Here is a 13,513-nt window from a genome sequence, read left to right on the forward strand (position 1 = left end):
TCAATGGGCCTGCACGATGATCTGGCTTTTGAGGTCATTGAACATCGCCTCGATCATCGGCTGCATACTCTTGAACCACTCAGGGCTGCACACCGCTTCGGGGTGGTTAAAGGCAAGCGTGCGGGAAACCAGCACGGTATTGCCGTTGCGCTCATAACTGGCGTCGTAGGTTACATCCGCGCCCTTGAGCGAAACGGTCTTGGGCAGCGCCAGAATAGTCAACGAGGCGGGGAACTCGAAGCGGGCCTTTTCAACGCTCTCGCCGGCAAAGCAGGTGAAGTTCTGCACCCGCTTCTTTTCTACCGACAGGGCCTGCACATCCTGGGCGATATAGCTTCCCAGGCGACTGAGTGCCGGTACACCGATCGGCCCAGGCACGTTGACGAGGTTTTCCGTGCGCCCGGCCAACGTGGTGTTGAAGCCGGACGCAGTACCTTCCAGCGCATCTGTTTGCAGGGTGCCGTTGCCCGCCTGGCCTGAGCTGCGCAGCATTTTCTGGATCATCTGATCACGCTCCACCGGCTGCTGAGACCTGATCCAAAAACGCGTCGCTTCGGTACGCCAACCCTCGGCGAGGGACGTTTGCGTAAAGTCTGCCGCGCCCTTGTCATCGACCTTGAACACCAGTTCACTCGATAGCTTGCTCGGTTGAGTGGCCGGGGTACGTGCCAACTCGCCAGTACGCGTCAACAACACCGGCTTGTCCAAGTCCTGCAGTGGCAAGTAACCGGCAGCGATGAAACTGGCGGTGGAGTCCAGGTAGAGGTCCAGACTTGGCACATAGGTGATCGCATGGTTGAGCACGCGTAACGCCGCCACCTTGGGCAAAACATAGGCATTGCCGGCGTTGATCAACACCGGTGAGCTGTCGATGCCAACGGCCTTGAGCATGGCTTCCAGCAGGGCCACATGGTCCTTGCAGTCGCCGTAACGGTTGTCCAGCACCGATTGCGCCGGGTGCGGCACCACGCCGCCGGCGTCGATGTACACCGCCACATAACGGATGTTCTTGCGCACCCAATCGCTGAGCACCAGGGCCTTGGCCCGAGACGTTGGCTGGTCGGCGGTGAGCCTGTGCGCCAATTCGGTGATTTGCGGTGTGACCTCAACCTTGGCACGTGCCTCGTAAGCCCTGGCCAGGTCTTTGTAGGTTGCAAAGGTCGAAACAGCGAGGAGTTGGCCATAGTCGGTGTAGGCCACCGCGCCTTGTTCGGGCCGGGTTTTGTCGGCCGGCACGTAGTCCCATCGGTACACCTTACGCCCAACCGCTGCGGCCGAAGTGGAGGCTTTGAAACCTCGGGCCTCGGCGTACAAAGGCTTGTCGGCCGGCAAGTCGTAGATCAGGGAGTAATCCAGCGTGGGGCTCAAGCTCGCCGTGGAGAAGTCGGTAAACTCGCCAGGAAACAGCGCCGTGTGGCGTATTCGCTTGTAACGCAAGCTCAGACGATCACCCACTGCCACCTCAGGAAAAATCACCACCTTGACCCGCGAATCCTGAAACATCGGAGCATTGGCCGAGGCCTGCTCCTGTTGTTCCCTGATCTGTGGCGCGGTGACCATTACCCTGCGCCCATCGGGCTTGAGCGTGAACGCCTCGATAATCTCCAGGCTATCCAATGAGCGGTTGTAACTGACCGCTTGCTGGGCACTGGACCTGATGGCCCGCTCTTCGTTGATCAGCACGACCTTATCGGCATCCACCACATAGCTGCCGTCGGTATTGATCACGTAGCGCTGAGTTTGCTTTTCGATGGTCACGGAGCGATCCGCAGCATCATCCTTGGCCTGTGCCACGCCGAAAACGCCCACCGCCAATACCAGCGTGCACCAACTGCGCCTCCGCAAAAAAGGGAAAGTCCGCATAAAGATCCTTCTTTCATGAATGGAAAACCGCGCAGCGACTTTGCCATTCATTTATGACGAATCAGCTTACTCGTCCTTGTTCACCCGCTGGGGATGGCGCGGGTCTGCGGGCTTGCCCGGCAAGCTGCTCTCACTGCGAATCTGCGCATGGCTGATCAGCGCAAAAATGAAACTGCCGCCGATGATATTGCCTGCCAGGGTCGGCCCGGCGAACACCAGCCAGAAGTCCTTCCACGGCAGTTCGCCGGCAAACACCAGGTACGACACTTCCGCCGAACCGACGACGATGTGGGTGAAGTCCCCCAGCGCCATCAGGTAAGTGATCAGGATGATGATGAACATCTTCGCGCTTTCCATGGACGGGATCATCCACACCATGGTGGCGATCATCCAGCCGGAAATAATGCCCTTGGCGAACATCTGGCCGGGGTCGTTTTCCATGACCTTGCGGCCGATTTCGAGAAAGGCCATGTCGGTCTTGGTGTCGAAGATCGGCAGGTGCAGCATCACGTAGGCCACCAGCAAGGTGCCGCACAGGTTGCCCACCAGCACCACCGTCCACAACCGCAACAGGCGGCCGGCATTGGCCAGCGTCGGCTTGCTCATCACCGGCAGCACGGCGGTCAGGGTGTTTTCGGTGAACAGTTGCTGGCGCGCGAGGATGACCGCGAGAAAGCCCGCGCAATAGCCAAAGCTGGCGATCACCTTGAAAGCTTCGCCATCCGGCAGGCGCGAGTTGAGCAACCCCATGCCCATCAGCGACAGGCCCATGGTCAGGCCGGCCGCCAACGCCGACCACCACAACGCAGCCACATTGCGTTCCAGTTCCTGATCGCCCTGGGTGCGGATGATTTCGTGCAGCACCGCCGCGCGGGGCGGCTGGTTGTTGTCGACGTCCTGTTGCTCTTCCTGCGACAGGTTGGGGGTTTTGCCGTCTGCTTGAGTCGCCATGGGTGTACCTGAACAGGTGGGTGTTGTTCAGGTACGACCTGTCGCCAGCCGCCAGCGTTCAATGCCCGCCGCCGCTGGGTTCGCAGTTACTCGGTTTCGTCTTTGAACTGGTCTTTGACGTACCTGATTTCTGTACGCCCGTGCGGTGCCGGCAAACCATCTTCGCCCAGGTTGACGAACACCATTTTCTCTACGGTGAGGATACTTTTGCGGGTGATCTTGTTGCGCACTTCACAGGTCAGGGTGATCGAGGTGCGGCCGAACTCGGTGGCGGTGATGCCCAGTTCGATGATGTCACCCTGGCGCGAGGCACTGACGAAGTTGATTTCGGAGATGTACTTGGTCACCACGCGTTGGTTGCCCAGTTGAACAATCGCGTAGATCGCCGCTTCTTCGTCGATCCAGCGCAGCAGGCTGCCGCCGAACAGGGTGCCGTTGGGGTTGAGGTCTTCGGGTTTTACCCATTTGCGGGTGTGGAAGTTCATGGTCACTCCAAAGCGTCTTGCCGAATGATGGGCAACATCATGGCAGAGCCCGCGCCCAAGCTCTATGCACCATTGCCTATCATGCCCATGCACGATCTGCATGTGGCCGACAGAAAGGCTTGGGAAGTGCCGCGCACACGGCTATAATCGCCACCGCTTCAAAACGGTCATCTTCGATTGATACCGTTCTCCCGCCACCTGTCCGAGGGGCGCTGCAGCAGGTTCAACCTGTCAGGCTCGGATGGGGCGTTGTTCGGCCTGGTTAGCCAGCTGGATACTAAACGCACAACGGCGCCCATTCGCACACTACGAATGGAGGCTCTTCATGAGCGCTGTAATCACGCCTGCAGGTTTTACCGACTACAAAGTCGCCGACATGTCCCTCGCTGCCTGGGGCCGTCGCGAAACCTTTATCGCCGAATCCGAAATGCCAGCCCTGATGGGCCTGCGCCGCAAGTACGCCGCTGAGCAGCCGCTCAAAGGCGCGAAGATCCTCGGCTGCATCCACATGACCATTCAGACTGCCGTGCTGATCGAAACCCTGGTTGCCCTGGGCGCCGAAGTACGTTGGTCGTCCTGCAACATTTTCTCGACTCAGGACCAGGCCGCTGCTGCTATCGCTGCTGCCGGTATCGCGGTTTATGCCTGGAAAGGCGAGACCGAAGAAGAGTACGAGTGGTGCCTGGAGCAAACCATCCTCAAAGATGGCGCGCCATGGGATGCCAACATGATCCTCGACGACGGCGGCGACCTGACCGAGCTGCTGCACAAGAAATACCCGCAGATTCTGGACCGCGTTCACGGTGTGACCGAAGAAACCACCACTGGCGTACACCGCCTGCTGGACATGCTGGCCAAGGGCGAGCTGAAAATCCCGGCCATCAACGTCAACGACTCGGTGACCAAGAGCAAGAACGACAACAAGTACGGCTGCCGTCACAGCCTCAACGATGCCATCAAGCGCGGCACCGACCACCTGCTGTCGGGCAAGCAAGCCCTGGTAATCGGCTACGGCGACGTGGGCAAGGGTTCGTCCCAGTCTCTGCGTCAGGAAGGCATGATCGTTAAAGTCTCCGAAGTTGACCCGATCTGCGCCATGCAAGCGTGCATGGACGGTTTCGAAGTGGTTTCGCCGTTCATCAACGGCCAGAACGACGGCACCGAAGCGAGCATCGACAAAGCCCTGCTGGGCAAGATCGACCTGATCGTGACCACCACCGGTAACGTGAATGTTTGCGACGCAAACATGCTCAAAGCCCTGAAGAAGCGCGCTGTAGTCTGCAACATCGGCCACTTCGACAACGAAATCGACACCGCTTTCATGCGCAAGAACTGGGCATGGGAAGAAGTGAAGCCGCAGGTACACAAGGTTCACCGTACCGGCGCTGGCGATTTCGACCCGCAGAACGACGACTACCTGATCCTGCTGGCTGAAGGCCGTCTGGTTAACCTGGGCAACGCCACCGGCCACCCAAGCCGCATCATGGATGGCTCGTTCGCCAACCAGGTCCTGGCGCAGATCTTCCTGTTCGGCCAGAAGTACGCCGACCTGTCGCCGGCCCAGAAAGCCGAGCGTCTGACCGTGGAAGTACTGCCGAAGAAACTCGACGAAGAAGTGGCCCTGGAAATGGTCCGCGGCTTCGGCGGCGTGGTGACTCAACTGACCAAGACCCAGGCCGACTACATCGGCGTGACCGTCGAAGGTCCGTTCAAGCCGCACGCTTACCGTTACTGATCGGCCCAGTGCCAGCTGCCATAGGGGAGCTGGCTTTTGTAGGAGCTGGCTTGTCGGATCGCCGCACCGCTGCGATAGCATCGCCTCGGTATTGCTGAAAAACCGAGGTGCCTGCATCGCGGGCAAGCCCGCTCCCACACCGGTATTCTGAGTTTCCATAGGTACGACCATGTCCCAAGACCGTCGCTACAGCTTCGAGTTTTTCCCGACCAAGACCGATGCTGGGCATGAAAAACTGATGGCGACTGCCAAGCAGTTGGCCAGCTACAACCCCGACTTCTTCTCCTGCACCTACGGCGCCGGCGGCTCGACCCGTGACCGCACGATCAACACCGTGCTGCAGCTCGAAAGCGAAATCAAAGTTCCCGCCGCTCCGCACTTGTCGTGCGTGGGCGACAGCAAAGCCGACCTGCGCAGCCTGCTGACCCAATACAAACAAGCCGGCATCAAGCGCATCGTCGCTCTGCGTGGCGACCTGCCGTCCGGCATGGGCATGGCCAGCGGCGAGCTGCGCTACGCCAATGACCTGGTGAGTTTCATCCGCGAAGAAAGCGGCGATCACTTCCATATCGAAGTGGCGGCTTACCCGGAGATGCACCCACAGGCGCGTAATTTCGAAGACGATTTGCAGAACTTCGTGCGCAAGGCCAATGCCGGCGCCGACAGTGCGATCACCCAGTACTTCTTCAACGCCGACAGCTACTTCTACTTTGTCGAGCGCGTACGGGCCATGGGTGTGAATATCCCTATCGTGCCGGGCATCATGCCGATCACCAACTACAGCAAGCTGGCGCGTTTCTCCGACGCCTGCGGTGCTGAAATCCCACGCTGGGTGCGCAAGCAACTGGAAGCTTATGGCGATGACGTCAAGAGCATCCAGGCGTTCGGCGAGCAGGTGATCACGCAGATGTGTGAACAATTGCTGCAAGGTGGCGCACCAGGGTTGCACTTCTACACCCTGAACCAGACTGAACCCAGCCTGGCCATCTGGAATAACCTCAAGCTGCCACGCTAAGGCTTGTTTGGTAATGCCAAGGCCCTCGTTTATACGAGGGCCTTTTGCTTTTAATGCGCCATATCAACTTGCCCGCGAATGCGTGTGCCAGAGCTTCTCTTTAGCGCAGGAGCATCGTAACCTCAGGGGATGCCCGTCATTCTCAAGCTGTTGACCGCTGTGCTTTTTGCTTGCCTGAGCTTCACCGCTTACGGCGAGAAATTGCGCGTTGTCACCGAGCCTTGGGCACCTTATGTGTACGACGACAACGGCAGCATGCGCGGCCTGGATTACGAAACCACGATGATCGTGTTCCAACGCCTGGGGGTGGAGGTGGAGTGGCAATTCCTGCCCTGGAAACGTTGCCTGGCCATGCTGGACCAGGGCCACGCCGATGGCGCACTGGATATTTTCCACAGCCATGAGCGCGATGCTTTGCTGCTTTACCCCAGCGAACCGTTGTCGGCTGTCGAGTTCGTGCTGTTCTATGCCAACGACCGCCCTCATCCGGCCCAGACCCTGGATGGCCTGCGCGGGCTGACGGTCGGCACGTCGCCAGGCTATCTGTATGGCGAGGCCTTCAGCGAATCCAGCCTGTTCGACCGCGAGCCGGCGCCCAGCCATGAGGCCAACTTCGGCAAACTGTCGCTGGGCCGCATTGACCTGGTGATTACGGACCGTCGAGTCGGCCAGCATGTGATCAAGGCCATGGGCCTGGAAGGCAAGGTCAGCCAGGCGCCGCTGGTGGTCAGCCGCCAGCCGCAATTTTTAGCCGTGCGCCGTGGCGCCGGCATGGACCTGCTGGTGCAACGCTTCGCCGCCGAGCTCAAGCGCTTCAAGCAAGAGCCTGCCTACGCAGCCTTAAGCGCCAAATATGGCGGAATCCAAGCCAATACAGCCCCTGAACACACCGTTGAGCAGCAGGAAAGCGGCGCGCCGTGATTGCTCTGTTATACTCCGGCCTTTCCGCCAGGCTCACGCCCGGCCGCTGAGGTCTTGAAAAAGGCACCTAACCCAGCTACTGCGCAGCTTTCAGCCCGCGCGAGCCGGTGGAGTGCCCGCCAGACGCAGCAGGACCGGACGGGGTTGCGCTCCCCTAAGCGCCATTCACGCCCGGCAAGATTATCCCTTTGGGCCAAGCCCTAACTAAAACAGGATTACTCATGTCCTTTGCTTCCCTCGGTCTCTCCGAGGCTTTAGTCCGCGCCATCGAGGCAGCGGGCTATACCGAGCCTACTCCGGTGCAACAGCGGGCCATTCCCGCCGTGTTGCAAGGTCGCGACCTGATGGTTGCGGCGCAGACAGGTACTGGTAAAACCGGTGGTTTCGCCCTCCCGATTCTGGAGCGGTTGTTCCCCAACGGTCACCCGGACAAATCCCAGCGTCACGGCCCGCGCCAACCGCGCGTACTGGTCCTGACCCCAACCCGCGAACTCGCCGCCCAAGTGCACGACAGCTTCAAGCTGTACGCCCGCGACTTGAAGTTCGTCAGCGCCTGCATCTTCGGCGGCGTCGGCATGAACCCACAGGTTCAGGCCATGTCTCGTGGTGTTGACGTGCTGGTAGCCTGCCCGGGTCGTTTGCTCGACCTGTGCGGCCAAGGCAGCGTCGATTTGTCCCACGTGGAAATCCTCGTGCTGGACGAAGCCGACCGCATGCTCGACATGGGCTTTGTCCATGACGTGAAAAAGGTCCTCGCCCGCCTGCCGGCCAAACGTCAGAACCTGCTGTTCTCGGCAACGTTCTCCCAAGACATCACCGCCCTGGCCGGCAAGCTGCTGCACAACCCGGAACGCATCGAAGTCACGCCGCCGAACACCACGGTCGAGCGTATCGAGCAACGCGTATTCCGCCTGGCCGCCAGCCACAAGCGTTCCCTGCTGGCGCACCTGATCACCCACGGCGCGTGGGAGCAGGTGCTGGTGTTTACCCGCACCAAGCACGGCGCCAACCGCCTGGCCGAGTACCTGGACAAGCACGGCCTCACCGCCGTCGCCATTCACGGTAACAAGAGCCAGAACGCGCGCACCAAAGCGCTGGCCGATTTCAAGGCCGGCACTGTGCGCATCCTGGTCGCCACCGATATCGCCGCGCGCGGCCTGGATATCGACCAATTGCCACACGTGGTCAACTTCGAGCTGCCGAACGTCGATGAAGATTACGTGCACCGTATCGGCCGTACCGGCCGTGCCGGTCGTTCGGGCGAGGCCATTTCCCTGGTCGCTCCGGACGAAGAAAAGCTGCTGAAAAGCATCGAGCGCATGACCAAGCAGAAAATCGCCGACGGCGACCTGATGGGCTTCGACTCCAGCGCCGTGGAGGCCGAAAAGCCTGAAGCGCGCGAGCGTCCGGACGTGCGTAACCCACGCAACCCACGCGGTCCGAAGGGCGATGGCCCGAACGGCGGCGGTGGTGGCGGTGGCCGCCGCGACAAGGGCAAAGACAAAGGCGGCAAGGAAAAAGCGCCTACCAACGGCCGTGGCGAACGCCCAGCCCGTGAGCAGAAGCCCCGTGAAGGCACCCCGGCCCGCGAACAGCGCCAGCCGAGCCAGCCGCCACGTGCCGCTGCCGACCGCGCCCCGGACGAGTTCCTCGACGACGATGTGGATAACTTCGGTAACCGCGTTGACTACGTGCCTCAGGCCAAGCCGGCCCAGGGCCGTGGCCGCCGTCCTGGTGCCCCGGCACAAGGTGCGGGCGCAGGCACGGGTGCTCCACGTGGCGGCCAGCCACAGGGCGGTCGTCAAAATGGCCCGCGCAACAGCAGCGGCGGTACCACCGGTACGCCACCTGCCAAGCGCAACGGCCCGCGTAATGGCGCCCCCCGTGACGGCCAGGCCCGTCGTGAAGACTCGCGCAGCAACAACCGCCGTCCGGCTCGTGACGACCAGCCACGCTTGTCGGAACCCGCCGTGCAGAACCCGCGCGGTGGTCCGGCGCCGAAGATCATCCACAAGGAGTCGAAAGCGGATCGCTTCCCGACACCTGAGCAGCTGGATCAACTGCCAGGCCGCCCTCGTGGTGAAAAACCAGCGCTGCTGACCCGCAACCGCTGAGTTTTCGACGCTAACAAAAACGCCCCGATTAATCGGGGCGTTTTTGCATCCAGGCGTTAGCTTATTGATCAGCCACTTCACCGGCCTTATGAAAAAGCTTGGCAAAGATCATCCAGCGACCGTCAACTTTCATCAGGTTCAAATAATCAACCATCACGTTATTGAACAAGCGCAAGCGCACTTTGACGATGGCCATTTCCGGCGACATCACGTCAATCATCAATACCTCATCAAGCTGCGGAAAACCGCCTTCCTGCGGCGACTTTCGGCCTTGAACCATGGTCCGGTATTCCTCGAACGGCCGCACGACCACGGTCGAGTTCTGTGCGCTGTATAACACGCAGCCACGATGAAAGACTTGATCGAACGTATTCAAATCCTGAGTTTGCAACACACTAAAGTAATCGTTCAGAAACGCTTGAATCTCATCAATCATGGCGCACAACTCCCGACAGTTTCAACACGGTGTTATTTGAATAAATAACTTGCCGCCATTATTGATAGCCCACTCATTTCACGTATAGCGGCTATTATTAGGCTTTTCTGTGAAAGGAATTCACACTTTGAAACTGCCTCCCCTTGCCGCGCTGCGTGCTTTCGAGGCCTTGGCCCGACTGGGCAAAGTGAACCTGGCCGCCCTCGAACTGCACGTGACCCACAGTGCCGTCAGCCATCAGATTCGCGCCCTTGAAGAGTATCTGGGCCTCGCTTTGGTCATGCGCAACAAGCGCACGCTGATGCTGACGGATGAAGGCCGCGTGTATGCCTACCAGATCAGGCAGGGCCTGGGCGAAATCGCCGGGATCACCGAAAAACTGATGGCAAAAACCAGGCACCCACAGCTGACCGCTTCGGTGCTGCCTTCCTACGCCATGCATTGGTTGTTGCCGCGCCTGCATGATTTCAGGGCGGCTCACCCCGAGCTGCACTTGCGGCTGGAGTCGAGCATGGAGTTCGCCAGCTTCGAGCAAGGCCCGCTTGATTGCGCGATTCGCTTCGGTCATGGCCAGTGGCCGGATGTGCATTGCGAAACGCTGATGGGTGACTCATTGCTGGTGGTCGCCGCGCGCGACTTCAACCACGGCGTGCTGCCGGACACGGCGCAAGCCGTCCTTGAGCAGCCATTGCTGCACGCCAGTGAGAGCTGGCCGATCTGGCTGGGCGCCGCAGGTATCGAGGGGCAACGTCCGCAAGCGCCGCTGGAGTTCACCGATTCCACGTTGATGCTCGAAGCTGTGCGGCTCGGGCACGGCGTCGCGCTGACACGCCGCTCGATTGCCCATGCACTGATTCAACGCGGGGAGCTGGTCCGGCTCACCGACATTGAACCGGCGCACACCTCACGCTATTACATAGTCTGGCCTGCGGGCAGCAAACCGTCGGCGCAGTTGACCTTGTTGCACACTTGGCTCAAGGGCCAAGTGACGATGTATCAAGAAAGCCTTTGAACAGCGCACAGCAAAACGCCGACCCTGAGGTCGGCGCTTGGCGTTTGAAACAGCGAAATAATTACTTCGCTTTTACGCCTTCAAAAGTCACGTACAGCTCAACAGTGTTGGACGCTGGGCCCAGGTCCATCTGCTTGCCGAAGTCCTGACGGTTGAAGCTGGTAGTGCCTTCAAAGCCGGCACGGTAGCCGCCCCATGGATCCTTGCCTTCGCCCAGGAAAGTGGCTTTGACCACGATCGGCTTGGTCACGCCATGAAAGGTCAGGTCGCCAGTCACGTCGGCAGTAACTTGGCCTGCAGCATTTTTACCGGTGGTTTTGACACTGGTGGAGACGAACTTGGCATCGGCAAACTTGCCAACGTCCAGGAAGTCTTTGCTGGCGATGTGCTTGTCACGTTCGGCGTGGTTAGTGAACACGCTGGCGGTACGGACGTTGAACTCGATTTTGCTGTCTTCAGGCTTGGCGGCGTCAAAGCTGAACTTACCGTCCAGATCCTTGAAAGTACCGGTGATGAAGCTATAGCCCAAGTGGCTGATCTTGAAGTCAACGAAGGCGTGCTGGCCTTCCTTGTCGACAACATAATCAGCGGCCATCGCCGAACCTGCGGACAGCAGTGCGGAACCGATTGCCAGAGCGGCGAGAGTCTTTTTCAACATGCTTTCTATTCCTTGTGAGTCGAGGTTGAACATCAGGCTTTGCGTCCCAGCATTCGTGTCAGGGTCGCATCACGATCGATAAAGTGGTGTTTAAACGCGGCCACGCCATGCAAACCGGCGAAGACCACCAACACCCAGGCCAGGTACAAATGCACCAAGCCGGCGTTGTCTGCCTGGTCCGGTAGCCCGGAAACCACAGCAGGAATCTCAAACAGGCCAAACACCGGGATACCGACACCGTCTGCGGTGGAAATCAGGTAACCGGCGATCATCACGGCAAACAGCCCGAGATACAGGAACGCGTGGCCAAACGCAGCGCCAATACGCGTCAAGCGGCTGTAGCTGGCCAAAGGTGGCGGTGGCGGGCTGACAATGCGCCAGACGATACGCACCAGCATGATGGCGAACAGCGTGATGCCAATGCTCTTGTGCAGGTCGGGCGCGTCTTTGCGCCAGGCGCTGTAGTAGTCGAGGCCGACCATCCACAGGCCCAGCGCGAACAAACCGAACACCACCAGGGCTACGCCCCAGTGCAAAACAATGCTGACCCAGCCATAACGGGCCGATGAATTACGTAGCTGCATGTCCCAAATCCCGTAAGAACTGTGCCCAAGACTAGCGATTTACCTATCGAATTAAAGCGGAAAATTTCGCTTTGAAATATCGAGAAATACGATCAAGAGAGTATGCACAGTACGTTAACAATGGATTAAGGACTATTCCTGATAAACGTGACAGATCGTCCTGCCTTTACTGCCAATTCATCCGTAATGGGTTGTGACGCCGCCTGGCATTGCATAGGCTTGCGCGATTGTTTCGCCTGCGCCGGGCGCAGGGCCGCTTCGAGGAGATAACCGATGGGCTTGAATAACCAGTGGATGCAACGCGACCTCGCGGTGCTGTGGCATCCCTGCACCCAGATGAAAGACCACCAGCAACTGCCGCTGATCCCGATCAAACGTGGCGAAGGCGTATGGCTGGAAGACTTCGAAGGCAAGCGCTACCTCGATGCCGTCAGTTCCTGGTGGGTCAATGTGTTCGGCCACGCCAACCCGCGCATCAACCAGCGCATCAAGGACCAGGTGGATCAGCTGGAACACGTGATCCTCGCCGGTTTCAGCCACCAGCCAGTGATTGAGTTGTCCGAACGCCTGGTGGCGATGACGCCTGAAGGTTTGACCCGTTGCTTCTATGCCGACAACGGCTCGTCGTGCATCGAAGTCGCGCTGAAGATGAGCTTTCACTACTGGCTCAACCGTGGCCTGCCGAACAAGAAGCGCTTCGTCACCCTGACCAACAGCTACCACGGCGAAACCATTGCCGCGATGTCGGTGGGCGATGTGCCGTTGTTTACCGAGACCTATAAAGCCCTGTTGCTGGACACCATCAAGGTGCCAAGCCCGGATTGCTACCTGCGCCCCGAGGGCATGAGCTGGGAAGAACACTCACGCAACATGTTCCTGGCCATGGAACAGACCCTGGCCGAAAACCACGACAGCGTCGCCGCCGTGATCGTCGAGCCCCTGATCCAGGGCGCCGGCGGCATGCGCATGTACCACCCGGTGTACCTCAAGCTGCTGCGTGAAGCCTGCGACAAATATGGCGTGCACCTGATTCACGACGAAATCGCCGTCGGCTTCGGCCGCACCGGCAGCATGTTCGCTTGCGAGCAAGCCGGCATCCGCCCGGACTTTTTATGCTTGTCCAAAGCCCTCACCGGCGGTTACCTGCCATTGGCGGCGGTCGTCACCACCGACGATGTGTACGACGCCTTCTACGACGACTACCCGACGTTGCGCGCCTTCCTGCATTCCCACAGCTACACCGGCAACCCGCTGGCGTGCGCGGCAGCCTTGGCGACTTTGGATATTTTCGAAGAAGACAACGTCATCGAAAACAACAAGGCCCTGGCCCAGCGCATGGCCACCGCCACCGCGCACCTGGTGGACCACCCGCACGTGTCGGAAGTGCGCCAGACCGGCATGGTGCTGGCCATCGAGATGGTTCAGGACAAAGCCACCAAAACCGCCTACCCGTGGCAGGAACGCCGTGGCTTGAAGGTGTTCGAGCATGCCCTGGAGCGCGGTGCGCTGCTGCGGCCGCTGGGCAGCGTGGTGTATTTCCTGCCGCCGTATGTGATAACGCCGGAACAGATCGACTTCCTGGCTGAAGTCGCCAGCGAAGGGATCGATATCGCCACCAACAGCACTGTCAGTGTTGCGGTGCCACAAGATTTTCACCCAGGCTTTCGGGATCCGGGTTAATTGAGTTCACTCAACTGATCGGGTGTCGGGTCTACCGCTATCGCGGGCAAGCCCGGCTC

The 13,513-nt window shown here is 59.7% G+C and carries 12 protein-coding genes and 1 riboswitch; of the genes, 6 read left to right on the plus strand and 6 right to left on the minus strand.

Annotated features, from left to right (window positions below; translation table 11 throughout):
- The 3 genes from HBO41_RS20770 to HBO41_RS20780 all read right to left on the minus strand — a co-directional run bounded on the left by HBO41_RS20770 (window position 1) and on the right by HBO41_RS20780 (window position 3,299).
- The gene (locus tag HBO41_RS20770; RefSeq protein WP_169987545.1) at window positions 1–1,863 is read right to left on the minus strand and encodes a DUF3857 domain-containing transglutaminase family protein; all 1,863 of its coding nucleotides are present in this window, start codon (window positions 1,861–1,863) and stop codon (window positions 1–3) included.
- 66 nt (window positions 1,864–1,929) lie between these two features.
- Window positions 1,930–2,814: a formate/nitrite transporter family protein gene (locus HBO41_RS20775; protein WP_017139409.1), complete on the minus strand. Its 885-nt coding sequence runs from the start codon at window positions 2,812–2,814 to the stop codon at window positions 1,930–1,932.
- A gap of 86 nt (window positions 2,815–2,900) precedes the next feature.
- Window positions 2,901–3,299, minus strand: a complete 399-nt coding sequence (locus HBO41_RS20780) for an acyl-CoA thioesterase (protein WP_017139410.1) — start codon at window positions 3,297–3,299, stop codon at window positions 2,901–2,903.
- Between the two features lie 198 nt (window positions 3,300–3,497).
- A riboswitch (S-adenosyl-L-homocysteine riboswitch) is annotated at window positions 3,498–3,603 on the plus strand.
- A 21-nt stretch (window positions 3,604–3,624) separates the two neighbouring features.
- Between HBO41_RS20780 and ahcY the strand changes: the two genes are divergently transcribed.
- The 4 genes from ahcY (at window position 3,625) to HBO41_RS20800 (ending at window position 9,084) form a co-directional block, all read left to right on the plus strand.
- Window positions 3,625–5,034 (plus strand): adenosylhomocysteinase, encoded by a 1,410-nt coding sequence (gene ahcY, locus HBO41_RS20785; RefSeq protein ID WP_017139412.1) that lies wholly within the window; start codon window positions 3,625–3,627, stop codon window positions 5,032–5,034.
- Window positions 5,035–5,203: 169 nt separating this feature from the next.
- On the plus strand, window positions 5,204–6,049 hold the full coding sequence (gene metF / locus HBO41_RS20790) for a methylenetetrahydrofolate reductase [NAD(P)H] (RefSeq protein ID WP_169987548.1): 846 nt from the start codon (window positions 5,204–5,206) through the stop codon (window positions 6,047–6,049).
- A gap of 129 nt (window positions 6,050–6,178) precedes the next feature.
- Window positions 6,179–6,970 carry an ABC transporter substrate-binding protein gene (locus HBO41_RS20795; protein ID WP_099550357.1) on the plus strand — a complete coding sequence of 264 codons (792 nt, stop codon included), beginning with the start codon at window positions 6,179–6,181 and terminating at the stop codon, window positions 6,968–6,970.
- A gap of 221 nt (window positions 6,971–7,191) precedes the next feature.
- Complete coding sequence (locus HBO41_RS20800; RefSeq protein WP_017139415.1) at window positions 7,192–9,084, plus strand: DEAD/DEAH box helicase; 1,893 nt, start codon at window positions 7,192–7,194, stop codon at window positions 9,082–9,084.
- 61 nt (window positions 9,085–9,145) lie between these two features.
- Here the strand turns inward: HBO41_RS20800 and HBO41_RS20805 are convergent, their stop codons facing one another.
- Window positions 9,146–9,520: a nuclear transport factor 2 family protein gene (locus HBO41_RS20805; RefSeq protein WP_017139416.1), complete on the minus strand. Its 375-nt coding sequence runs from the start codon at window positions 9,518–9,520 to the stop codon at window positions 9,146–9,148.
- Window positions 9,521–9,647: 127 nt separating this feature from the next.
- Between HBO41_RS20805 and HBO41_RS20810 the strand changes: the two genes are divergently transcribed.
- On the plus strand, window positions 9,648–10,532 hold the full coding sequence (locus tag HBO41_RS20810; RefSeq protein WP_017139417.1) for a LysR substrate-binding domain-containing protein: 885 nt from the start codon (window positions 9,648–9,650) through the stop codon (window positions 10,530–10,532).
- Between the two features lie 61 nt (window positions 10,533–10,593).
- Here HBO41_RS20810 and HBO41_RS20815 read toward each other — a convergent pair whose 3' ends face one another.
- Both HBO41_RS20815 and HBO41_RS20820 read right to left on the minus strand, forming a co-directional pair.
- Window positions 10,594–11,190 carry a YceI family protein gene (locus tag HBO41_RS20815; protein ID WP_026013867.1) on the minus strand — a complete coding sequence of 199 codons (597 nt, stop codon included), beginning with the start codon at window positions 11,188–11,190 and terminating at the stop codon, window positions 10,594–10,596.
- A 32-nt stretch (window positions 11,191–11,222) separates the two neighbouring features.
- On the minus strand, window positions 11,223–11,774 hold the full coding sequence (locus HBO41_RS20820) for a cytochrome b (RefSeq protein WP_099550355.1): 552 nt from the start codon (window positions 11,772–11,774) through the stop codon (window positions 11,223–11,225).
- A gap of 273 nt (window positions 11,775–12,047) precedes the next feature.
- Here HBO41_RS20820 and HBO41_RS20825 point away from each other — a divergent pair, with 273 nt between their 5' ends.
- Window positions 12,048–13,454 (plus strand): adenosylmethionine--8-amino-7-oxononanoate transaminase, encoded by a 1,407-nt coding sequence (locus tag HBO41_RS20825; RefSeq protein WP_099550354.1) that lies wholly within the window; start codon window positions 12,048–12,050, stop codon window positions 13,452–13,454.
- Window positions 13,455–13,513 lie beyond the last annotated feature (59 nt).

The sequence above is a fragment of the Pseudomonas sp. WS 5146 genome (genome assembly GCF_012985495.1).
GTDB lineage: Bacteria > Pseudomonadota > Gammaproteobacteria > Pseudomonadales > Pseudomonadaceae > Aquipseudomonas > Aquipseudomonas edaphica.

What these genes read in the sequence shown, in the direction of transcription:
- HBO41_RS20825 (WP_099550354.1), top strand. Translation starts at nt 12,048, where the DNA reads ATGGGCTTGAATAACCAGTGGATGCAACGCGACCTCGCGGTGCTGTGG.
- HBO41_RS20770 (WP_169987545.1), bottom strand. Translation starts at nt 1,863, where the DNA reads ATGCGGACTTTCCCTTTTTTGCGGAGGCGCAGTTGGTGCACGCTGGTA.
- HBO41_RS20805 (WP_017139416.1), bottom strand. Translation starts at nt 9,520, where the DNA reads ATGATTGATGAGATTCAAGCGTTTCTGAACGATTACTTTAGTGTGTTG.
- HBO41_RS20795 (WP_099550357.1), top strand. Translation starts at nt 6,179, where the DNA reads ATGCCCGTCATTCTCAAGCTGTTGACCGCTGTGCTTTTTGCTTGCCTG.
- ahcY (WP_017139412.1), top strand. Translation starts at nt 3,625, where the DNA reads ATGAGCGCTGTAATCACGCCTGCAGGTTTTACCGACTACAAAGTCGCC.
- HBO41_RS20800 (WP_017139415.1), top strand. Translation starts at nt 7,192, where the DNA reads ATGTCCTTTGCTTCCCTCGGTCTCTCCGAGGCTTTAGTCCGCGCCATC.
- HBO41_RS20820 (WP_099550355.1), bottom strand. Translation starts at nt 11,774, where the DNA reads ATGCAGCTACGTAATTCATCGGCCCGTTATGGCTGGGTCAGCATTGTT.
- metF (WP_169987548.1), top strand. Translation starts at nt 5,204, where the DNA reads ATGTCCCAAGACCGTCGCTACAGCTTCGAGTTTTTCCCGACCAAGACC.
- HBO41_RS20815 (WP_026013867.1), bottom strand. Translation starts at nt 11,190, where the DNA reads ATGTTGAAAAAGACTCTCGCCGCTCTGGCAATCGGTTCCGCACTGCTG.
- HBO41_RS20775 (WP_017139409.1), bottom strand. Translation starts at nt 2,814, where the DNA reads ATGGCGACTCAAGCAGACGGCAAAACCCCCAACCTGTCGCAGGAAGAG.
- HBO41_RS20780 (WP_017139410.1), bottom strand. Translation starts at nt 3,299, where the DNA reads ATGAACTTCCACACCCGCAAATGGGTAAAACCCGAAGACCTCAACCCC.